This window comes from Marixanthomonas ophiurae (assembly GCF_003413745.1).
Taxonomy (GTDB): Bacteria; Bacteroidota; Bacteroidia; order Flavobacteriales; family Flavobacteriaceae; genus Marixanthomonas; species Marixanthomonas ophiurae.
In genome coordinates, this window is the sequence record NZ_QVID01000002.1 from 71896 (window position 1) to 94887 (window position 22992).

The following is a 22992-nucleotide window of genomic DNA, read 5'->3' on the forward strand; positions in this document are numbered from 1 at the left end:
TATGATATATATATGCGTTTTTCATGTTTTATAAGCTTATCACTTATACTGTTTAGTTTATCGTCGTGTAAAAACTTACCACAAACAGAGAATGTTTCAGGAGGTGCACAACAACCAAATGTTGAAAGCTACCAATTGCAAGGAATACTCTGGCAACAAAATGCGGCGGAATATAAAGCATTATGTTTCCAAGCGTTTAATTTGGCTACACTTCAACTGAAAGAAGAGATAGCTAATAAATCAGCTACTGGAAAACCTTTGGCAATTATTACAGATATTGACGAAACGGTTTTAGACAATAGTCCGTACCAAGCAACACGAGCTAAAGAAGGAAAGCCGTACAGCCGCGATTCTTGGGTAGCTTGGGGAAATCTTGAAGAGGCAACTTCTGTACCTGGTTCTTTAGATTTTTTAAACTACGCTAGTGCTAATGGTGTTACTGTGTTTTACATTTCAGATCGTCATGATATTCAGCAAGAAACGACTTTGAATAACATGAAAAAACTGGGCTTTCCCAATGCCGATGCCGATCATATTTTTTTGAAGAAAAAAGGAGTTGATAAAGAAACGCGTCGCCAGAAGGTTTATAAAAATTACGAGGTGGTGATGTATTTAGGTGATAATCTTTCTGACTTTTCAGCTATTTTTGATAATCAACCTACACAAAAGCGAAATACATTAGCTGATAGCATAAAAAAGAAATTTGGAAATACATTTATTGTACTTCCAAATCCTATGTATGGTGCTTGGCAAACTGATGGCATTTATGAAGGAAACTATAATTGGTCACCTACTCAAAAAGATTCTATTATTCGTGAAAAATTAAACGGGTATTAAGATTTGTTTTTGTGAATTTTAAACAACAGTTGCTAATTAAAAGTTTCTTTTCAAAATTTCTTTTAATCTTACCTTCATATCTTCCCCAGCATCGAATACCATTTGCTCACTGGAAGGAAAGTGTACAAACCGGTTTTGAACCCATATCCAATCGTTTTGAGATAATGCTTGCCTATCGCCGCGATAAGTAGCAAATGTATTTTCAAAGATAAATTCTGAAGCAAGTGGATAGTTATTAAGGTTTCGATTGTTCAGCAAATCTTTATAAATAACATCACCTGATACGTGCACTGCCTTTTCTTGGGTTGTTATGTTTATGATAGCTGTAACATTTTTATAGACATCCACTTTTATTTTGTTGCCTTCACGATCCAAAACATAATTACCATTTCGGTCTTTTTTATATTCCCAACCATCTTTAATACGTTGCGAACGGCGTTCTTCGGTTTCTGAAATACGTTCTGGCGAAATGGCTATATTCCGTAAATTTAAATCAATGGCGTGGGTATATTCAATTCCGTTCTCAGGTTTGCTGTGAAACTCGGTCCAAAAATTGTTTAAACCATAAGTGTTAAAATCTAGCAGTTCTCTTTCTAATCGAAGAGGTATTATTTGGTTAGTGCGGTTGTTCAATGATACCAACACAAAGTCAGTACCTAAAAAACGGGTGTCATCTAATAATATAGTAACGTCTTTATAATTGGGCTGTAGGTCATGAATATCACATAATAAATAATAGGAATCCCTATAATCTTCAACTGTATTCCTGTTTTTTAAACGGACAGCTTCATTGTAAAGATCTGCAACATAATTTTGCTTGGCTGTAATAATCTGGCTGCTATAATCTTTAAACTTAAAATCGGCGTTTCTACCAAGGGTTTTACTATATAAAGGAAGTAATGGGCGAACTAAAAACTGACGATCTTCCAGTTTTTTGTAAAGTAAATAAATAGATCGAGACTTATTGCTCTCGTTACTTTTTTTTAGAAAATTGATCCGTCTTGTATCTTCTGCAACAGCTTTTTTATACGCTTCTTCTAAAAGAATAATATGCTCGTCGTTTTTTTCGGCATATTTATCTTTCTGAAGCTTTTTAACGGCAAGGTCTATAGCGCGATCGTAATCGCCTTCAGCTATAAATTTTTGATTTCGCTTTACACTGCTACACGACGAAAAAATAAGTAGTGCTACTATTGAAAATAAAAAAGCTCTCATAATTTTTTAATTTGGTTATGAGAGCTAAAATACAATTGTAATGCCAAACTTTAAAATGGGTCTGCCGGAAGTATTTTTCCGCTGCAATCTCCAAAGCCTATTCGCACCTTGTCATTTTCACAGAAACCTCGAAGAATAACTGTGTCGTTATCGTTTATAAACTTACGTTCGGTACCATCATTCATTTTTAAAGGATTTTGACCTTTCCAAGTTAATTCTAACATCGAACCATAGCTGTCTTTAGTAGGTCCAGAGATGGTTCCACTACCCATCATATCGCCACTTCGCACATTACAACCATTTACAGTGTGGTGTGCCAATTGTTGCGACATAGACCAGTACATGTATTTAAAGTTACTGTTAGCAACGACATTTTCTTCGCCACCTTCTGGTTGAATAATAGCTTGTAAATTGATATCAAAATTCTTTTTACCATCTTGCTTTAAATAGGTAAGTGGTTCAGGCTCTTGAGCGGGACCATCTGTACGGAAACCTTCTAAGGCATCTAAAGTAACAATCCAAGGTGAAATGGTAGAAGCAAAGCTCTTTCCTAAGAAGGGGCCAAGCGGCACATATTCCCAAGCTTGAATATCACGGGCACTCCAGTCATTAAACATAACAAGACCGAAAATATACTCTTCGGCATCTTCAACCGAAATTCGTTTTCCTAAGTCGTTTGCGGCTGTAGTGATAAAAGCCATTTCTAGCTCAAAATCTACCAATTTTGAAGGTCCGAATCCAGGAACACCATCATCACCAGGCTTTTGTTGCCCAATAGGTCTTTTGACGGGAGTACCGGAAGGAATTATAGACGAGCTTCTTCCGTGGTAACCAATAGGAATGCGAAGCCAGTTAGGCATTAAAGCATTTTCTGGTCCACGAAATAAAGTACCTACATTGGTTGCGTGCTCTTTGCTCGCATAAAAGTCGGTATAATCACCTACATCAACAGGTAATTGCATTTCTACTTCATCCATGCTGAATAATATTTTTTCACGGTGTTCCTTGTTGTCACGAAGCTCGGTACGGCTGCCTTCTCTAAATATTTCAGAGATACGGTTTCGAACCAAGCGCCAAGTCTTTCGACCGTCAGCTATAAAGTCGTTTAAACTGTCTTGTAGAAAAATATCATCGGTAAGGTCTATTCCTTCAAAATAACCAAGTTGGTGTAAAGCGCCTAAGTCTATTGCGGTATCACCTATTCGGGTACCAATAGTAATAACATCGTCGCGTGTTAAAAATACCCCAAAAGGGATGTTTTGGATAGGGAAGTCGCTGTTTTTTGGTACTTCCAGCCAAGATGTATAAGATGGATCGTTAGCTTGTAAAGGCATATTCGTTTTTTTGTAGTTTGTAAAAATTGTAATCAAATATATAATTTCTGAAGGACTAACCACAACCATTTTGTATTTTTGCCATCTCGATGGGTTTTTTTATAATTTTCTTAACGGAAACACCACAAAATCAATCGATACACTTAGTTGAATTAGTATAAAAATCATAACGCCTATTGTAACTGAATAGGATTTTTACTGAAATAGATATGACAAGAGACACTGAAATATTTGACTTGATAAAAGCCGAAAAAAAACGGCAATTAAATGGATTGGAATTAATAGCTTCTGAAAACTTTGTGAGCGAACAAGTTTTAGAAGCAGCAGGTTCCATATTAACCAATAAATATGCTGAAGGATATCCGGGAAAACGTTATTATGGTGGTTGTGAAGTAGTAGATAAAGTAGAGCAATTGGCTATAGATCGTGCAAAAACCTTATTTAACGCCGAGTACGTAAACGTACAACCGCATAGTGGATCACAAGCCAATACAGCAGTATTTGCTACTTGTATGAAACCAGGCGATACGTTTTTAGGTTTCGATCTTTCTCACGGCGGACACTTAACACACGGAAGTCCAGTGAATTTTTCAGGTAAATTATACAATCCTGTTTTTTATGGAGTAGATGAAGAAACTGGATTAATCGATTATGATGAAGTTGAAAAAATAGCTATAGCTGAAAAACCAAAAATGATTATTGCAGGTGCTTCTGCTTATTCTCGTGAGATTGATTACAAACGTTTCCGTGAAATAGCCGATAAAGTGAATGCTATTTTAGTGGCCGATATGGCACACCCTGCTGGATTAATTGCTAAAGGAATTATAAGCGACCCTGTTCCACATTGCCATATTTGCACCACAACTACACATAAAACATTGCGTGGACCAAGAGGTGGAATGATATTGATGGGTAAAGATTTTGAAAACCCTTTTGGGCAAAAACTGAAAAGCGGCAAACTTAAAAAAATGTCTACATTACTGAATAGTGGAATTTTCCCTGGAAACCAAGGAGGGCCATTAGAGCATATTATTGCTGCAAAGGCTGTTGCCTTTGGTGAAGCATTGACCGATGAGTTTTTACACTATATGGTTCAGGTGAAAAAGAATGCAGCTGTAATGGCCGAAGCTTTTGTAAAAAAAGGCTACAAAATAATTAGTAACGGAACCGATAACCATATGATGTTAATCGATCTAAGAAACAAAAACCTATCCGGAAAAGATGCTGAAGAAGCTTTGAACAAAGCAGACATTACCGTTAATAAAAACATGGTGCCGTTTGATGACAAATCACCTTTTGTAACGAGCGGGATACGTATTGGGACTCCAGCGGTTACCACCAGAGGTTTGCTTGAAGAAGATATGCCAAAAATTGTGGATTTAATTGATGAAGTTATTATCAATTTTGACAAAGAAGAAACCTTAAAAGGTGTGGCAAAAAAAGTGAACGATTTGATGGAAGGACGCCCTTTGTTTAAAGGGTAAACGATTATCGGTCCCTTATATTTCAACACGTTCAGGCTACGCGATTTGAAGGTTTTTCCTTCAAAAGAAACATATTCTATGTACTATTGTGAAAATTCAACTATTTAATTATGAAAAAAACACTATTTGTATTATTTCTATCTGTTTTGTCTATTCAATGTTCAAAAAGCAATGATGATACGGTTGTTGTTGAAGAGGAAACTGAAGAAGAAGAAAACGACGATACCATTGAAACAGAGGAATTAATTTTTACAATAAACGTAGATGGTAACTACTTTTCTGAAGACTATAGTGGCACATTGTATATAAGTGATGAAGAAGGGACCATTCTAGCTCAAACTACTCTAAAGAATAATCAAGGAAATACCTTGACCATCGATGCAGAGGTTAACAAACAATATGACGCTATCGTTAGTTATATAATTCCAGAAGATAGTAATTTTCCAGAAGAAAATTATTTTGTATCAGTATTTCAAAATATAAAATCATCTACCTACAATTTATCCCGTCAAATTACAGAAGATGATACTCCTAAACATACATTAGAATTGGTTAGTACAGGAAATCTTGAGATTATAAGATTATCGAGCTTTTTTAGAGGTACCGGTAGTGGGGCAAATGGAGGGATTTATACCTTTGAAGGTAAGGCAAGGACATCTCCAGGCGATTTTTATATAAGTCTGCAAAAAGACACCGAAGATTTTGGGCGTTATTATTGGGTTAAAAATATAACTGAAAATTCAAGCTATAGTTTTGACTACGAGGAACTACCCATTACTGCTGTGGTAGAAACTGAATTTCCAGATGTGGATAATGCTACAATTTTTGTGGAGGGATATAGAAATCAACATCCTTCTGTGGGAATTCATTTATCTAAAATTGGGAATACAGATCAACTTCATCCATACCAAACGTATACCCCCAATGGTATTTTTGATTATTACCGGTTTTATACCCGTTTTAACGTTGGGAATGCTTCTTATAATATCAATTCGTTTGAAAAGCAACTGCCCTCAGGTATTGAGGTTCCTGCATTAGACTTTTCAATAGAAAATTTTGTAGTAAATAATACAGCTATTACCACCAACAGTAATTATGATGCAGCACGAGCGAGTTACAACCTAATGGTTGAAAATGAAATATATATTTTGTTTAATGTTTATAGTGAGAAAGTGGAAGGACTTTCCGCATCAAAAGCCAGATTGTTTGATGCTATTTTTGAAAATATAGCCTCGGCTCAAGCGTCAAGCCTTGAACCTAATTCCATAACGCTTTTTTCGTATAACTATATAGATACGTATGATGACTTTTTAGATTATTTTCTGGGTGGGAAACAGAGGCCAACAGTCCCGGGAACCTATACCGAGAGTGTTTCGAAATCACTTGATCAACCAAAACATCGGGATAGATCTTCCCGTTTAAATAAAAAATATGAAGTTGAATAATAGTTTATTTTTATTAGTAATCGTAATTTTAATTTTTGGTCAGTCTTGTAAAGAAGCCGAAACCAAAGAGACTCAAAAAGAGTCTATAAGCGATGTTGAAAAACTTCCGGGGCTTTGGAAACTGCAAGCCATGGAGCAAAAAGACTCACTAGGTAATTGGAACGAGTGGCGTGGAGGCATGCAAGGGTATTTGTTATATGATGGCGATAAAAATATGGCCTTACATTTACTTAAAAAAGATTATGAAAAAACCGACTTACGTTTTCCAAATTTTACCGATACCATTGCAGAAGCAGCTTTAAAACACTTAACAGGATCGTATATTTATATTGGTAATTATAAGATATTGAAAGGTGAAAATATTGTGGAACACAAACGATTGTCGCATTCCAACCCTGGTGATTGGGGTAAAACTGTACAGCGTAGGTTTTCTTTTATAGGCGATACACTTATCGTCCAGCCAGTAGAAGATAAAAATGCGAGCTTACGGTTAAAGTGGTTGAAAAAATAATTTTACAGTAAAAGTATAATCTCCTGATCTTTATTTTTTTGCAATTAATTGAAATATAATTTGTTAAAACGCATATTTATAACTTTTATAACATTACATTTGCACTTTATTAATTAATTATATTTATTACAATGCAAAAAGGCACAGTAAAATTCTTCAACGAATCTAAAGGATTCGGATTTATTACAGAAGAAGGAACAAACAAAGAACACTTTGTACACGCAACAGGTCTAATCGACGAAATCCGTGAAGAAGACGAAGTAGAATTTGACTTAAAAGAAGGAAAAAAAGGATTGAACGCAGTAAACGTAAGAGTACTATAAATAAATTCATTTTTTAGAACACAGAAAGCCGCTCCATTTGGAGCGGCTTTTTTTATGGGATTGGTTTTATATATTTGTTGGAATAATCAAAACATATCTGAGTTAATGAATCAAAACTCACCAATATATTTTTTAAAATTCGGTGAAGAGAAATACCTTAAAAAGCTTCTGATAAATGGAACTATTTACTGTAACTCATTAGACTATTTTCAAAATCTAGAAGAACAAGGCTTAAGAGGGGACAACTACGAGGGAACTACTAGAATATATAATTACCATGAATATAAATATTTTTCCGTAAAAATAAAAGACTCAAGAACAGGTGAACAATTTCCAATAAACCCGACTAAATTGCATGTTCGAGAATTTTTTTCAGAAATGAAAGGTAATATGTATTCATTATATTGTATTCGTCCCAAGGACATTATTGATGTAGAAAAATTTAAAATTGATTCTCGGGTTAAAGATTTCGGTTCACATTTTTTAATTATAAATGCTCAAGAATTTCTTAAAAGATTTTTCAAAGTTTTAGATAAATCAAATATTGAATTTACCGCGCTGAATGTTAATTATTATGAGAAAAATAGACATAATGGTAATTTGACGTTATTTGATAAGTCAAATGAATTTGAATATCAAAATGAATTTAGGTTTTTAATTAAAAGAGATAATAGTAATCCAATAGAGTTTGAAATTGGTAATATAGAAGATATCGCGAAAATTTTCAAGTCTGATTTAATAAATGATTTAGAAATTTCATGGGAACCAAAAGAGGATGTTTAATTAAAAATTATAGTGTTTTCACCAATACGAACAAGCGCCATTAACCAGAAAGCCTCTCAAAGTTGAGAGGCTTTCTGGTTTTTAATATATGCTTTTATTCTTCTTCTGGAAATGCAGTGCTTTCATAAGCACCAGCATCTGGAGCTTGCGTGTTTCGGTTGGTTCCATTTAAATCTACAGGCACCTGTTGTGCAGTAGTAGTGTTTCCAATGCCATCAGCAGCCGAAGTTCCGGTTTCAATGTTGAAATTGTTCATTTCAGTATCTTGAAAAACGGGATCTTCGTTAAATACGGAGTTGGTGTACAGTGCTGTATTTGTAAAATCGTACAACGGATTGTCGCTAAACTCGCCGTTGGGGTCTTCAAACCGGATTAAACTGTTGCTAAAGTTAAAATTAAACGTTTTACCATCATCTTTCAACAAAGCAATTTCACGTTGCTCGTTTCCGTAAATAATACAATTGTTAAATGAAATGTTGAGGTCATATGGTTCGGTCCCAGTATCGGTTTCAAAAAAGTTATCGATCAAAACGGTTGGGAAGCTACGGAAACTATTGGTCCAATAATTAGCAAAGGTACAATGGTTAAATGTGTACGTGCCACCGAGTGAAGCGGATAAAGAGGCTTGCCCACTGTTGTTGATCACTACATTTTCGCCATACACATTTCCGGTGCGGGCCAACAAACCAGAATTTGCACTATTGTAAATTTGGACATTTTCTAGGGTAAGGGTTCTGTCACCATCATTATCATCCATTAAAAGGCCAACAGTTCCATTTTTTATGGTTGTGTATTTAAATTCGTTATCAGTACTCCCAGAAGTCATCCAAATGGCACCCCATTGTCCAGGAACATCGGCAAAAGCAGGCTCTAAACGATCGCCTTCAAATATGATTTCGTTTTCTAATAATTCAGGGTCGTTACTTTGCTCGCCGTTGGCTTTTATAGAGCCTGTATTGGCAACTAAAATTCCGCTACTAGCGTGAAAATGTACGCGTGTCCCAGCTTCAATATTCAGTGTTTTTTGTGGAGGTACGGCTGCATAGCCATAGATTACATAAGGTTTTTCGTTGGTAAAAGTGAGTTCGTTATCATCTAAAAAGAAACCTTCAATTAAAATATCATTTCCTTCGCCATCGGTACCTAAGTTTAAGGTTTCAGAAGTACCATCGCCAAAACGTTCGGGAAATAAAAATACAGCATCTTGAATTAAGGTAACCAACTCAACATTCTGCTGATTTCCACCGGTGTCAAATTGTAATTGATCGGTATATAAAAAGTTAGTTTCTTCTGTTGGGAGCGTATTGATATCGGCTGTAGTTTCTATAAAAATAAAAATACTGTCCTTGGCCAACACTTGAATATCCTGAAACGATTTTCCAGGGATTCCATCTACGTTTAAACGGTAGCTAGAAGTTTCGCCATTTGCTAGGTTAATGGAGGGAATATTAATATCCTCATCGCTTCGATTATATACTTTCAAGTTATAAGTACTAGAGCCTATGTTGCTGAAAATGGTGTCTAAATATACGGTATCCCTTGAAAATTCAAGGTTTCCAGTACTGGGGACACTCTCAAAATCATTTCGGCAAGAACTCCATAAAACGAGGCAAGCAAGTATTGCCAATCCATAAACATACTTCATTAACGATAATTTTCAGTAAAAATATAACTTTTTATGTATGATATTATTGTTTAATGCGGAAAGTTGGAAAATGAATTATCTTTTTTAATTATAGATAAAGTCTAAAGTCTAAAGTCTAAAGTCTAAAGTCTAAAATCTAACAGCGAAGCAGTCTCATATCTATTTATTTCCCCTCATACTTCTCCATATACCGATTCCAAAGCCTGGTTTGGTGGGTTTCCAGGGAAATATCCCTACCATCTATAAATGCATGTGTTAAAATATTGGTTCGCATATCTAAAGCATCCCCTTCTGAAATAAATAGGGTAGCGCTTTTTCCTTTTTCCAACGTTCCATAAAAATCATCAATCCCTAATATTTTTGCGGTATTGCCTGTAATTAGCTGAAGCGCTTTTTCTTTGTCCATTCCTTGACTAACTAAATGACCAGCGTAAAATGCTAAATTACGAGTATTCATACGCTCCATTTGTCCGTTGGCTTGTAGTGCAACTGTAACACCAGCATCTGCCAAAAGCTTCGGCAGTTTGTAGGGTAAATCGTAATCATCATCTTCCCGCTCTGGAGTGGTATGAACACGCCTTACCAATACTGAAATATCGTTTTTCTTTAAAAAATTAGTGATTTTATGAGCTTCATATCCTCCGACAATTACCACTTTTTGAATCCCATGTTCCTTAGCAGTTGTAACAGCGTCAATCATTTCTTTTTCACCATCTGCTTGTATAAACAACGTTTTTGAACCATCAAATAGGCCTTTCATTGCTTTGAATGATTCATTTTTAGGTTGTTTCTTTGTATTCTTATAAGCTTTGCCATTTACTAAGAAAGCACGCACTTCATCAATATCCTTCGCATAGTCCTTGTTTGGTTTATACCCTCGAGGTTCGCCTAACCACCAGCGCCCACGGCGGAAGCTGTTTGGCCAATTCATATGGATGCCATCATCAACTTTTACGGTAGCATCCTCCCAATTCCAAGCATCTAATTGTACGATAGATGACGTACCTGAAATACGTCCACCTTGCGGTGTAATTTGAGCTAATAGAACACCATTTGGACGCATACTTTCTACTACTTTACTTTCTGCGTTGTAAGCTATCAAGCTGCGAATATTCGGAATCATTTCGCCAATTTCATCATCATCAATTGTAGGACGTACAGCATCAATCTCTCCCAGTCCTAAAGTGGAAACGGGGGCGATTATCCCTGGGTATACATGCTTTCCTGAAGCATCAATTACTTTTCCTTTTGAAGAAAGATTGGTTCCTATGGCGGTTATTTTTCCATTTTCAAAAACGATGATGCTATTTTCAATCACGGTGCCATTACCAATATGGGCGGTTGCTCCTGTAATGGTTACAGCTTGTGTTTGTTTTGATGCGGGAGTTTGTTGTGCAATGCTCACCGAAGTGACTAATACAACTATAAGCGTGGCTATTTTATGTACTATGTTCATGGTTGTTTAGTTTATGGTTTCACAATGAAATTCGCGTTTATCTTTTCCTTTTGGGGGTTTGGTTTTTCCACCGTTCTCTTTTTCGGCGAGCATCATCTTCACCAATTTATTGCGTTCTTTTTTAATGGCATTTCTTTTTTCCTTGTCTTTCTCAAGGTCGAAATAGGTAGTGCCTTCAATCATTGTTTTTTCTGCTTTTGCATAGACAGATAATGGGTTATCGCTCCAAAGCACTAAATCGGCATCTTTTCCTTCTTTAATACTACCAGTGCGATCGTCTAGATGAAGCAATTTTGCGGGATTTATGGTTACCATCTTCCAAGCTTCTTCTTCACTCATACCCCCATATTTTACACTTTTAGCGGCTTCTTGATTTAAACGACGGCTCATTTCTCCATCGTCACTATTAATCGCAACAGTTACTCCTTGACTGTTCATTATGGCAGCGTTGTATGGGATAGCATCGTTTACTTCGTATTTGTAGGCCCACCAATCGCTAAACGTAGAACCGCCAGCACCGTGTTCTTTCATTTTATCGGCTACTTTGTATCCTTCAAGAATGTGTGTAAAAGTATTGATGCGGAAATCAAATTTTTCGGCAACTTTCATCAACATATTAATTTCACTTTGCACATAAGAGTGACAGCTAATGAAACGTTCACCGTTTAAAATTTCAGATAACACTTCTAATTCTTCATCATACCGAACGGATTGTCCGCTTTTCTTTTTGGCATCATATTCTTTAGCACGGTTAAAGTAATTAACATACACCTGCTCAACACCCATTCGTGTTTGAGGAAAGCGGTTAAAACTTTGCCAATTAGATTGTTTCACATTTTCGCCCAAAGCGAATTTTATGAATTTTGGAGAGTTATCGTAGATTAAACCGTCAGCATCTTCTCCCCATTTCAGTTTGATAATGGCCGAACGCCCACCAATAGGATTAGCAGAACCGTGTAAAATTTGAATAGACGTAACCCCTCCAGCTAGGTCTCTATAAATACCAATATCTTCGGGGTCTATTACATCTTCAATAGAAACTTCAGCGGAAGAGTTTTGGCCAGCTTCATTAATTGCCAAAGCTGCAAGGTGAGAGTGTTCATCTATAATCCCCGCTGTTAAATGTTTGCCGGTTGCATAGATAGTTTTAGCTCCACCAGAACTTAAATTGGAACCTATTTCAACAATTTTACCACCTTTTACTAATACATCAGTATTTTTTAGAATTCCTGTATCTTCGCTAGTCCATACCGTTGCATTTTTAAATAATACATTCTCCTGTTTTGGTTTGGTTGTAAATCCATAACCGATATTAGGGTAGGTAAGAGGTACAATTTCTGGCTTTTCGGCTTTATTTTTCTTTTCAGAATCTTCTTTAGTAGAGCTGTCTTTTTGCCTTTCTGCAATAAAATCTGATTCGCTGCCATCTGGGGCAACTAATTTTCCAGAAAAATTATCTCCTTCTTTAGGAACAATTCCTGTAGTTCTAAAAATCTCATTGGTTTTTTCGTCTGTAAACGAAAGTGTGACCCAATTTTCAGAATAATCCATTTTTGAAGGATATTCTACTTCGCCAGCTTTTACTTTAGCATTAGGCTTTAAAGCGTCACCAGTTATGACAACATCGTACGTTTTTCCACCAGAAGTGATTTTATAATTACCACGAATGTCTTTTTGGTCTTTAGTGTTTATTACATTCTTTGTGCCTTGAACCCAATTTTCATACAAAGTTGTTTTGTCATCGAAAATTTCACCCGAAGTAATTAAAAAGTTTGCATATCGTCCAGGTTTTAGTGAACCTATTTGGTCACTTTTACCCAACAGCTGAGCAGGAACTGTGGTTAAAGCAGCCAACGCTTTTGTTTTGTCGAACCCATATTCAAAGGCTTTTTTTAATTTATTGGTAAATTCTTTTGGTTTTTCCAATTCGTAGGTTGTCAAAGCGAATTCCACCCCATTTTCTGATAGTACTCGTGGATTCATAGGTGCTTGATTCCAATCACGCATATCAGCCAACGAAATATACTTAGTGGCATACGGGTTGCTTACATCATGTGCTTCAGGAAAGTTGATAGGAATAATAAATTTTGACTGAGTTGCTTTTGTTTGGTCAATCATTTCATATTCATCGCCTCCACCAATTATAATGTAGTTTACGTTAAATTGATCTCCTATTTTATCAGCGCGTAGGTTGTTGCTTTTACTTCCTGCTTCAAAAAAAGCAATCTTATTTTTGTTTTCAAGCAACGCTTCTAAAGAGCGATCCTTGGTGTCAATATTACCTTTTTCATACCAATCTGCATCGTGATACATTTGGCGTAGTAAAGCCATGGCTCCCATTAAAGAAGTTGGGTAACTTTGACGGCTAGCAACACTTTTTTCAAAAGAAAAATATTGACCTAACGCGTCGTCTAACACTCGTTTGGCCGCGCTTTCTTCGTCATTTAAGGCTACTAAAACTCCCGAACCTCGAGCAATACCATCCATTTGTAAAGTATTCACTGTGCCGAATCCTATTTTACGAAGCTCTTTAGCCAACTTCTTATCGTATTTAAAGTCGTCGATGGCATGTTGACCAGGTTTTATGTGATCGTTCCAATAATAACCATCTCGAGAAGGTTTGTATTGTGCAGAACGGCCATTTCGCTCTGCTTTTTTAGGCTTTTTCACCCCAAAATTAGTGTATGAATCTATAAAAGAAGGGTAGATGTATTTTCCTTTTAAGTCAATAACCACAGCGTTATCAGGGACGTCGACTGATTTTCCCGAAGCGATTACTTTTCCATTTTGAATAAGTAGTGTTCCGTTTTTTATTTTTTCTGAAGGCGTTACAAATAAGGTTGCATTTGTAAAGGCTGTGTAGTTGTTGTTTTCTTCTTTTACACCATCGTTTTTAGGAAAATATTCCTGAGCGAAAATGAAGGATGAAAAAAAGCAGCAAAAGAGGAGGAACGTAATTTTTCTCATTAATATACGAGTTTTTAATTTTTAGAATCCTAAAGATATGAGTAGTCATTACATTTTAATAGGGGAAAACCTAATTTTAACAAAGCGTTAAGACTTTTAAAACGGCTTGTCCTCAAAATAATTAACAACCAAAGCTACCATATAGTTGTAGCTCATAATTCCTTTTGATTGGTTATTAGCTTTCAAAAAGTAATTGTAAAAATGTTTTGAAAATACTTCAAACGGGTTTTCATAATTGGCCCAAAAGTCACGCATTTCTTTGTAGCTGGCCAAAATACCGGGATTAATGGTCGTTAATAATTGATGATAGGTATCTATATCTCTACGAGCAATTTCATTCACACAATAGCGAAGGGCAAAAATATAGCCGGAATATTGTATAAATTTATCATCACTGTTTAAGGTAGCTAAGGTTGCGATAAAATTAGCTTCGTTTTCAGCCGCATATCCAATTTGATGAGCCTGTTCGTGGCAACTCACTACTGGAAATTTATAGGTTTTAATTAAGTTGTTTACTTGTGCTTCGCCTGAAAATGGGTTTAAATAACCACTATATCCCATATAGGTTAATCCTAAGCTCCAGCCGCTTTTTTTAATGCTTTTTGGGGAATATTCTAACTTCGGAAATTGACCCTCCAAGTTCTTATACCCTTTGTCTGAAATATCAAAAACTTCTTGTTGTGTAAATGGTAAATCGATTTTTACACTGTCTGCATAACCTAGCTGTCGATGCATTTGGTTCGATTTTGCAATTAAGCGTTGGGTGGTTTCAATAAGTTCTTCCGTAGTATAATCAGCTTCAATACCGATGGATTTATGAAGTGGCAGGCGGTAATAATTAAAGCCCCAAAGTATATGGAACATAAAATACACCACCGAAATAGCTGCGGTAATATCCAGAAAGAAACCAAGAGGCTGCTTCCAAATTCTTTTAAAATTTAGAAAAAGCCAACGTATGGCTACAATTGAAATTAATACATAAAACAAATCGCCAACCGAAAAAGGAACCCAACCAAATAAATATCGAGAAGCTTTGGTAATGATTGGGTAGACACCTAAACTGTAATATTTTTCTACAAATTCAGGGAAATATTTTAACAATTGCAGTGCAAAAATTTGAACCAATAATAAGAGGGTTAAAATAAGTTGCGTTCGTTTTTTTTGCATAGCGTAAACTTACAAAGTAAATTGATTACCGCATAATTTTTAATGCGACTCTAAAACCTTAATTTTGTGTTTTTAATACAGAAATTACTATGAACGAAGAAATAAGAAACTTAGAACCAAAAGAACTTTGGAACAAATTTGCCGATTTAAACGCTGTACCGCGACCTTCAAAAAAAGAGGAACGTGTTATCGCTTTTATGAAAGATTTCGGTAAAAAATTAAATCTTGAAACCATTGAAGACGAAGTAGGGAATGTTATTATTCGTAAGCCTGCTACTGAAGGAATGGAAGACAGAAAACCCATCGTGATGCAATCGCATTTAGATATGGTGCATCAAAAAAATAACGATACGGAGTTCGATTTTGATACCCAAGGAATCGATATGTATGTAGATGACGATTGGGTGCGTGCTAAAGGAACAACCTTAGGAGCCGATAACGGCTTAGGCGTTGCCACGATTATGGCAATTTTAGAAAGTAATACTATTGCGCATCCAGAATTGGAAGCACTTTTTACGATAGACGAAGAAACTGGAATGACCGGTGCCAAAGGATTAAAAGGAGGAATATTACAAGGCGATATTCTTTTAAACTTAGATACCGAAGAAGATGATGAAATAGGCGTAGGCTGTGCCGGTGGCGTAGATATTACGGCCACTAAAACATATTCTGAAGAAAAAGCTCCTTCCAATACCGAAATGCTTACAATTACCGTAAAAGGATTGCGTGGCGGTCATAGTGGGATGGATATCATTAAAGGATTGGGGAATGCCAATAAATTAATGAATCGCGTTTTATATGCTACACGAGACTTTATTCATATAGCCTCAGTTGCTGGAGGGAGTTTGCGAAATGCAATTCCAAGAGAGAGTGTAGCGGTTGTAGCAGTTGCTTCCGATAAAATGGATGCATTTACTTCTGAACTTGAAACGGCAACCAACAAAATAAAAGAAGAATACAAGAACCTAGAGCCAGAATTAACCATTACTACGGAAAAAACTTCTGAAGCATCTAAAAAGGTGATGGATAGTACTTCTCAAAAGGAATTTATTCAAGCTATCTACGCAGCACATAATGGGGTGTATAGAATGAGTCCAGAGATTGAAGATTTAGTGGAAACTTCTAATAACATTGCTAAGATTACGGTTGAAAACGGAACAATTGAAGTATTGTGTTTAACGCGTTCTTCGGTAGAATCGTCAAGAGATGATTTAGCCAATACGTTACAAGCTGTTTTTGAAATGGCAGGTTTTACGGTTGACTTTTCTGGGGAATATCCTGGTTGGGCGCCAAATATGGAAAGCTCTATTGTAAAATTATTAGATTCTTTATATGAAGAAATGAATGGCGAACGTGCTGAAGTTGCTGCGTGCCACGCCGGTTTAGAATGTGGTATTTTAGGGCAGAATTACCCTGAAATGGAAATGATTTCCTTTGGACCAACCATTCGCGGAGCACATTCACCAGATGAGCGTGCAAGTATTTCATCTGCACAGAAATATTGGAAATTTGTATTAGAAGCGTTAAAGCGTATTCCGAAGAAATAAAATACATACTTCTTCCCATTAAAAAAGCCTCTTGAATTAATTCAAGAGGCTTTTTTTTATATGTTTTAGATTGCTGTTTATTCTACAACTTCCACCAATTCTAATTCAAAAATCAAATCGGCATTTCCTGGAATTAATGGCGGATAACCTCTTTGTCCATAACCTAAGTGTGATGGAATGAACACAGTGGCTTTATCACCTACGCTCAGTTGCATTAATCCTTCTCTAAAACCTGGAATTAATTTTGCTTCTGTGCTATATTGTGTTTCAACTGGTTTGTATTGTTGAGCTGCTTTACGGGCTTCATCTACGGTTTCAAATTGTTCAGAAATCTCTAATATGTTAGAATCAAATAAACGACCATCATCGAAATAGCCTGCATAGTTCATTAAAACTTTGCTTCCTTCTTTTGGTTTTTCACCATCACCTTTTGTATTGTAGTATATTTTAATACCTGAAGGTAATTCTTCTGCTTCTCCACGAAGTTTATCAAAACCTAAAGCTTTCTCTTTAGCTACTTTAGCAATTCGCTCTTCTTTTTCTTTCTTTTCCTTCTCAATCTTCTCCATTTTTTCAGTGAACTGAGATACCTTAGTATTCCCTTTGTTGATGATATTCACTTCTTTCATAAAAATGGAGTCCTTTGGTTTATCACCAGGCTTAATAGTTTCAACCATTCCGATTGAATCTACTACTTCTTGTCCTTTTACTATTTCACCAAAAACAGTATGGCGACCATCTAACCAAGGGGTTGGTTTTAAAGTGATGAAAAACTGACTTCCATTAGTAGCAGGACCAGAGTTAGCCATAGATAAAATTCCTTTTTTATCGTGTTTTAATGAATCTACAATTTCGTCAGGAAAACGGTAACCGGGATTTCCTTGGCCGGTTCCTTCTGGGTCTCCACCTTGAATCATAAAATCTTTGATTACACGGTGAAACGTTAATCCATTGTAGAATTTTTTTCCTTTATAGATAGAATCAACCATTCCATTGGTTCCTTCTGCCAAAGATACAAAGTTGGCAACGGTTAATGGAGCTTGTTCATTGTGTAACTCTGCAACAAAGGTTCCTTTGTTAGTTACAAATTCTGCATAAACACCGTCTTTTAAATCGGGGTATTTGCTTTTGCATGCTACAAAAGTGAGTGATATTAATAAAAATAATAACGTGAATTTTTTCATGGTTACTTTTAGTTTTCTTGGTTTTGTTTGATTGTTTTTAAGGTTACGGTACTTTTAACAGGAATATTAGTTCCTAATTTACTTTCTATTCCATAATATCCAAATGCTTTGTATGAAGGAAATAAAAACGTCACCGTTTCGCCTTCTTGCATCAGTTTTATTCCATCACGGATTCCGGAAATTAAATCTTGGTTGGTTTGGTCTACTTTATAGCGTTGCAACCCAACTTCTTCTTCAGTAAGGATTGTTTTTCCGCTTAAATCTTTAATGTTATAGGTAAAAGTAACATCGTCACCTAACTTAGGTTTATTTTCAACAATGCTATCTTTGGTGTTATAATAATACCAAAAACCACTATCTGAAGCAATGTAGTCTTTTGTAGTATCGGTATCAACTATTTTTTGGATGTATTCTTTCTCCTCATCATATAAAGCCTTATTACGTTGCGCAGATTCATGTATAAACGTGCCAGATGATTGATGTACTGGTCTTCTAGCTTCGGGGCTTTTACAAGAAAAAGCAAAGATGAAAAGAATAAATAAAGAGGCTATATTACGAAGCATCTGTAAGATCATTTTTATATTTAGGCAATATACTAATAAATTCACTAATTGTTTTAGATAAGGACAAGGTGCTTCTTCCGCCGGCTGCATTAGTATGTCCGCCACCATTATAATGTTCGCGAGCTAATGTATTTACCGAAAAATCACCTTTACTGCGCAATGACATTTTTATAATGTTATCTTGCTTATTTTCAATAAATATAATGGCAAATTTAACTCCTTTTATGGAGAGGGCGTAATTGACAAAGCCTTCGGTATCGCCTTTTTTAAAATTGTGTTTATCTAATTCTTTTTGAGACAGCGTAATATATGCCGTGTTGTATTCAGGCATGATATTGAGATTATTTAAGGCTACTCCCAATAGTTTCATGCGGTCGGGACTGTTTACATCATAAATGTTCTCGTGTATTTGAGAGTTATTGGCACCCACTTCTATTAAATGGGCTATTACGCGATGTGTTTTGGCCGTGGTAGACGGAAATCGAAACGAACCAGTGTCAGTCATAATCCCGGTATATAAATGTGTAGAAACCTCTAAACAAAGCGCTCCTAGTTCATCCATGGCATCTATAAAATGATAAACCATTTCACAAGTAGAACTCATGGATACGTCACTATAGGTTATAATAGCATAATCATCAGGTTCTTGGTGATGATCTATCATTACAAACTTTGCATCACAGTCTTCGAGAAACTGTTCCATATTCCCAGCACGGTTTAAGGCATTAAAGTCTAGGGTAAAGATTAAATTTGCGTTGTTTATGGTTTCAATGCTTTTATCAGTGTCTTTATCATGGATGATAATATCATCACAACCAGGTAACCACTTTAAAAATTCAGGAAAATCATTTGGCATGATCACATCGGCTTTGTGACCTAATCTATTTAAGAAGAAAGACAATCCTAAACACGATCCAATGGCATCTCCATCAGGGTTTTTATGGCCTACAACAACTATTTTTTGTGGTGAGGCAAGTAGTTTTTTTACTTGTTCGGTAATTTCAGTATTCATATACAGCGAAGATACAATTTAATAACATTTAAGTTTGCCACTTTTATTATTTTTGAAACTGAAAATCATCCACGATGAAAAAAATACTTTTACTAGTTTCACTTCTAGTTGTTATAAGTTGTAAAGAAGCGGAGCAAGTTGTTTCTTCAGAAAAGAAAACTGAAACCACCCCGTTTACTATGGTTTTTGCCAGTTGCAATGATCAAGACCGCGAACAGCCGCTTTGGCAACCTATTATAAATACTGAACCAGATCTTTTTATATGGGGTGGTGACAATGTTTATGCCGATACAGATGACATGGGAAAAATGGCTTCAGATTATAGTAAAATATGGGCCAATAAAGAATATCAAACAATAGCAGAAAATACCGATATAATCGCTACTTGGGATGACCACGACTACGGAAAAAACGATGCGGGGAAAGAATGGCATAAAAAAGAAGAAGCGCAACAGGTTTTTCTCGATTTCTTAAAACTCCCGAAGGATGACCCAAGAAGAAAACGAGAAGGTGTTTACCACTCACAAACTTTCACTACAGACAATGGAAGTGTAAAGGTTATTTTACTAGATACTCGCTATTTTAGAGGTCCTTTAAAAGAGAATCCAAATCCCGAAAATGAGTATGAACGTTACATACCTTGGCAAGAAGACGAGGGTGGAAGTATTTTGGGTGAAGAACAATGGAGATGGTTTGAAAATGAATTAGAAGATGATACAGCAGATTTTACCGTAATTGTAAGTAGCATTCAGTTTTTAAGCAATCAACACGGATTTGAAAAATGGGCGAATCACCCTTCTGAAGTAAAGAAAATGTATAGTGTACTAAAAGGCGCTAAAGCAAATAATATTTTAATACTTAGTGGCGACCGTCATCATGCAGAAGTTTCAGTAACAGAAGTTGCTGGATTAGATGATCTTTTAGTAGATTTTACAAGTAGTGGGTTAACCCATACATGGCCGGGAACACCTATGGATAATAATCCATATCGAGTGGGCGAAGGAACCAAGCAATTAAATTTTGGTGTGTTGTATTTTGACTTTGTCAATGAGAAAGTTAGCTATCAAATACGAGGTGAAAATAATGTTTTATATGAAGAATTTGTGCAGCAATATTAAACTATTGTAAAGTTCTTGTTTTTGAAATGTATTTAGCTATTTTTGCACAAAATTTAAAAAAACATGAGAACAGATAGAACGTTTACTATGTTAAAGCCTGATAGTGTTGAAAAAGGACACATTGGAGCTATTCTTGAAAAAATTACCGCTTCTGGTTTTAAAATCGTAGCGATGAAATTAACGCAAATGACCACAGCAGATGCTGAGGAATTTTATGCTATTCATAAAGAACGTCCGTTTTTTGGCGAATTAGTTGAATACATGACACGCGGGCCTATCGTTTCTGCTGTACTTGAAAAAGACAATGCTGTAGAGGATTTCCGTACGCTAATTGGGGCAACAAACCCAGAAGATGCTGCTGAAGGAACTATTCGTAAATTATATGCTGCCTCCATTGGAGAGAATGCAGTACACGGAAGTGACAGCGATGAAAATGCCGAAATTGAAAGTCAATTCCATTTTGCAGGAAGAGAGATTTTTTAATTGGTAACTTTACTTAATTGCAAAAGCCGCTTTTTTAAGCGGCTTTTTTGTTTATCGAAGTATTATTTTTTTAATAAGGTCTTTTCCCAGTTCCTCATTCACCAATTTTATGATTTTTTCTTTGCCATAACTTAGCTCTTCCCGCAACACGGAAGAACTTAATTGCACATATAATACTTCACGTTCCAACTTTATGGCTGTAGTGTATTTTGAAATGGCATTTCCCATAACATTATGCCAAGCTTCTTTAACTGAAACTTTATCTAAGCCATTTTGTAAACGGTTGGCTTCAATAAAGTCCTTTATAACATCGCCCAATGTGCTTTCTTCTTTATTTCTTCTTGCCAAAATAGCTTTTTTTATAGTTTATTCGTCAAATTTAAAGGTACTGAACTTTTTATACTTATAAATGTTTCCGTCCTTGTTTAACACGTGTAATGTGCTGTCTTTAGCTAATAAAACAGTTTCTTTCCAAGTGTCGAAAGGAGTTTTGTAATATAGCTGCAAGCTATCTTGCTCTATTTTAGGAATAAAAGCTTCGGCATCTTTACTTACCTTAAAAGTGCCATCTAATTGTGGGTTCACTTTTTTACGCATCCCTTCCGTGCCATTTACTTCAATAAAATCAATAGTTGTGCTAATATTGTATTCTTTTTTAGTTCCATCAGGAAATTCTACTGATTCAATTTCCCAATAACCAGGGAGATTTTGTAGCTGCTCATCTGGTGATTGTTGAGTGCACGATACAAGTAGTAAAATACTTGTTATAAATAAGATTTTTTTCAACATATTCTCTGAAATTTCATTACAACTCAAACATCTTGTAGGTTTGATGTACTTTTTTAATTACGGCTTCAGTTCGGTCTGCATGGGTGTCACTAATAAATAATTGACCGAAATTTTCATCGTCTACCAACTGTATAATGTGTTCCACCCGTTGTTCGTCTAATTTATCAAAAATATCATCCAATAATAAAATAGGATTTACATTGCTCTGTGCTTTTATAAAATCGAATTGCGCTAACTTTAAGGCAATTAAATACGATTTTTGCTGCCCTTGCGAACCAAATTTTTTAATAGGATGTCCATCAATTTCAAAAACAAGGTCGTCTTTGTGGATTCCGAAATTAGTGTATTGAGTGATTTTATCTTTGGTGATGTTTTCTTTCAGTAAAGTTAATAGATCATTTTCTTTTAACTGACTCTTGTATTCCAATCCTACTGTTTCATTCCCGCTACTAATTGATTTGTATCGATTCAGGAAAATAGGGGTAAATTCTTCTAAAAAAGCAGCTCGTTTGCCGTAAATAAGGGTCCCAAATTCATGAAGCTGTTCATTGTAAATGGAAAGGGTGTCTTGGTTAAAGGTATTGTTGGCGGCAAAATATTTTAATAACGAATTACGCTGCACTAATGTTTTATTATACTTTAATAGGGTGTTTAGGTATTGCGAATCCCCTTGCGAAATAACACCATCCATAAATTTACGTCTAGTACTACTACCTTCTATAATAAGGTCACGATCTGCCGGCGAAATGATAACCAACGGTAAAAACCCAATATGTTCACTAAATTTTTCATAAGCCTTTCCATTACGTTTTATCATTTTTTTCTGGCCTTGCTTGGCACTCACGATTATTTTTTCTTGGCGGTCGCTTTTCTCATAATTTCCTTCAACTACAAAGAAATCGGCATCGTGTTTTATGTTTTGGCTGGTAATAGGGTTAAAATAGCTTTTTCCGAAGGATAAATGATAAATTGCATCGAGTATATTTGTCTTTCCCACCCCATTATGACCTGTGAAACAGTTGATTTTTGGGTCCATTTGAAATGTGATGGCATCAAAATTTTTATAATTGAGTAAGGAAAGTGTGTCTAAAACCATAGATATGAACAAGTTGCGTATTTTTGTGTAACT

At 35.7% G+C, this 22992-nt stretch carries 21 protein-coding genes; 9 read left to right on the plus strand and 12 right to left on the minus strand.

The genetic code is table 11. The annotated features are described in order from the left end of the window. Positions 1–12 precede the first annotated feature (12 nt). Positions 13–837, plus strand: coding sequence for a 5'-nucleotidase, lipoprotein e(P4) family (locus DZ858_RS10595; RefSeq protein ID WP_117159640.1), 825 nt, complete (start codon positions 13–15; stop codon positions 835–837). A 36-nt stretch (positions 838–873) separates the two neighbouring features. On the opposite strand, the gene DZ858_RS10600 is transcribed toward DZ858_RS10595, so the two are convergent. Together DZ858_RS10600 and fahA are read right to left on the minus strand one after the other, a co-directional pair. Then, positions 874–2052, minus strand: coding sequence for a hypothetical protein (locus DZ858_RS10600; protein WP_117159641.1), 1179 nt, complete (start codon positions 2050–2052; stop codon positions 874–876). 50 nt (positions 2053–2102) lie between these two features. Beyond that, on the minus strand, positions 2103–3386 hold the full coding sequence (fahA, locus tag DZ858_RS10605; RefSeq protein WP_117160420.1) for a fumarylacetoacetase: 1284 nt from the start codon (positions 3384–3386) through the stop codon (positions 2103–2105). 209 nt (positions 3387–3595) lie between these two features. Between fahA and DZ858_RS10610 the strand changes: the two genes are divergently transcribed. The 5 genes from DZ858_RS10610 (at position 3596) to DZ858_RS10630 (ending at position 7932) form a co-directional block, all read left to right on the plus strand. Next, positions 3596–4870: a serine hydroxymethyltransferase gene (locus DZ858_RS10610; protein ID WP_117159642.1), complete on the plus strand. Its 1275-nt coding sequence runs from the start codon at positions 3596–3598 to the stop codon at positions 4868–4870. Between the two features lie 110 nt (positions 4871–4980). Continuing rightward, a complete protein-coding gene (locus DZ858_RS10615) occupies positions 4981–6315 on the plus strand; it encodes a hypothetical protein (protein ID WP_117159643.1) in 1335 nt (444 codons plus the stop codon). After that, positions 6302–6826, plus strand: a complete 525-nt coding sequence (locus DZ858_RS10620) for a lipocalin-like domain-containing protein (protein ID WP_117159644.1) — start codon at positions 6302–6304, stop codon at positions 6824–6826. Before DZ858_RS10615 ends, DZ858_RS10620 begins: the two co-directional genes overlap by 14 nt. Before the next feature lie 131 nt (positions 6827–6957). Further along, complete coding sequence (locus DZ858_RS10625) at positions 6958–7149, plus strand: cold-shock protein (protein ID WP_117159645.1); 192 nt, start codon at positions 6958–6960, stop codon at positions 7147–7149. A gap of 105 nt (positions 7150–7254) precedes the next feature. Then, positions 7255–7932 (plus strand): hypothetical protein, encoded by a 678-nt coding sequence (locus DZ858_RS10630; RefSeq protein ID WP_147309592.1) that lies wholly within the window; start codon positions 7255–7257, stop codon positions 7930–7932. Positions 7933–8026: 94 nt separating this feature from the next. Here DZ858_RS10630 and DZ858_RS10635 read toward each other — a convergent pair whose 3' ends face one another. From DZ858_RS10635 to DZ858_RS10650, 4 genes are all read right to left on the minus strand, one after another. Further along, positions 8027–9577 (minus strand): hypothetical protein, encoded by a 1551-nt coding sequence (locus tag DZ858_RS10635; protein ID WP_117159647.1) that lies wholly within the window; start codon positions 9575–9577, stop codon positions 8027–8029. Positions 9578–9740: 163 nt separating this feature from the next. Next, complete coding sequence (locus DZ858_RS10640) at positions 9741–11033, minus strand: amidohydrolase family protein (RefSeq protein WP_117159648.1); 1293 nt, start codon at positions 11031–11033, stop codon at positions 9741–9743. Between the two features lie 6 nt (positions 11034–11039). After that, a complete protein-coding gene (locus DZ858_RS10645; RefSeq protein ID WP_117159649.1) occupies positions 11040–14000 on the minus strand; it encodes an amidohydrolase family protein in 2961 nt (986 codons plus the stop codon). A 96-nt stretch (positions 14001–14096) separates the two neighbouring features. After that, positions 14097–15167, minus strand: a complete 1071-nt coding sequence (locus DZ858_RS10650; protein WP_117159650.1) for a DUF3810 domain-containing protein — start codon at positions 15165–15167, stop codon at positions 14097–14099. A gap of 89 nt (positions 15168–15256) precedes the next feature. Between DZ858_RS10650 and DZ858_RS10655 the strand changes: the two genes are divergently transcribed. Next, a complete protein-coding gene (locus tag DZ858_RS10655; RefSeq protein WP_117159651.1) occupies positions 15257–16714 on the plus strand; it encodes an aminoacyl-histidine dipeptidase in 1458 nt (485 codons plus the stop codon). Positions 16715–16791: 77 nt separating this feature from the next. Here the strand turns inward: DZ858_RS10655 and DZ858_RS10660 are convergent, their stop codons facing one another. The 3 genes from DZ858_RS10660 to DZ858_RS10670 are packed head-to-tail and all read right to left on the minus strand — an operon-like array spanning position 16792 to position 19473. After that, a complete protein-coding gene (locus DZ858_RS10660) occupies positions 16792–17898 on the minus strand; it encodes a peptidylprolyl isomerase (protein ID WP_117159652.1) in 1107 nt (368 codons plus the stop codon). An 8-nt stretch (positions 17899–17906) separates the two neighbouring features. Then, complete coding sequence (gldI, locus tag DZ858_RS10665) at positions 17907–18461, minus strand: gliding motility-associated peptidyl-prolyl isomerase GldI (RefSeq protein WP_117159653.1); 555 nt, start codon at positions 18459–18461, stop codon at positions 17907–17909. Continuing rightward, the gene (locus DZ858_RS10670; protein WP_117159654.1) at positions 18451–19473 is read right to left on the minus strand and encodes a DHH family phosphoesterase; all 1023 of its coding nucleotides are present in this window, start codon (positions 19471–19473) and stop codon (positions 18451–18453) included. Before DZ858_RS10670 ends, gldI begins: the two co-directional genes overlap by 11 nt. A 74-nt stretch (positions 19474–19547) precedes the next feature. Here DZ858_RS10670 and DZ858_RS10675 point away from each other — a divergent pair, with 74 nt between their 5' ends. Beyond that, positions 19548–20591: an alkaline phosphatase D family protein gene (locus DZ858_RS10675; protein ID WP_117159655.1), complete on the plus strand. Its 1044-nt coding sequence runs from the start codon at positions 19548–19550 to the stop codon at positions 20589–20591. A 63-nt stretch (positions 20592–20654) separates the two neighbouring features. After that, a complete protein-coding gene (locus DZ858_RS10680) occupies positions 20655–21074 on the plus strand; it encodes a nucleoside-diphosphate kinase (protein ID WP_117159656.1) in 420 nt (139 codons plus the stop codon). A 51-nt stretch (positions 21075–21125) separates the two neighbouring features. Here DZ858_RS10680 and DZ858_RS10685 read toward each other — a convergent pair whose 3' ends face one another. The 3 genes from DZ858_RS10685 to recF are packed head-to-tail and all read right to left on the minus strand — an operon-like array spanning position 21126 to position 22959. After that, positions 21126–21422, minus strand: a complete 297-nt coding sequence (locus tag DZ858_RS10685; RefSeq protein WP_117159657.1) for a DUF721 domain-containing protein — start codon at positions 21420–21422, stop codon at positions 21126–21128. 18 nt (positions 21423–21440) lie between these two features. Next, positions 21441–21863, minus strand: coding sequence for a hypothetical protein (locus DZ858_RS10690; RefSeq protein ID WP_117159658.1), 423 nt, complete (start codon positions 21861–21863; stop codon positions 21441–21443). Positions 21864–21879: 16 nt separating this feature from the next. Further along, positions 21880–22959 (minus strand): DNA replication/repair protein RecF, encoded by a 1080-nt coding sequence (gene recF, locus DZ858_RS10695; protein WP_117160421.1) that lies wholly within the window; start codon positions 22957–22959, stop codon positions 21880–21882. Positions 22960–22992 lie beyond the last annotated feature (33 nt).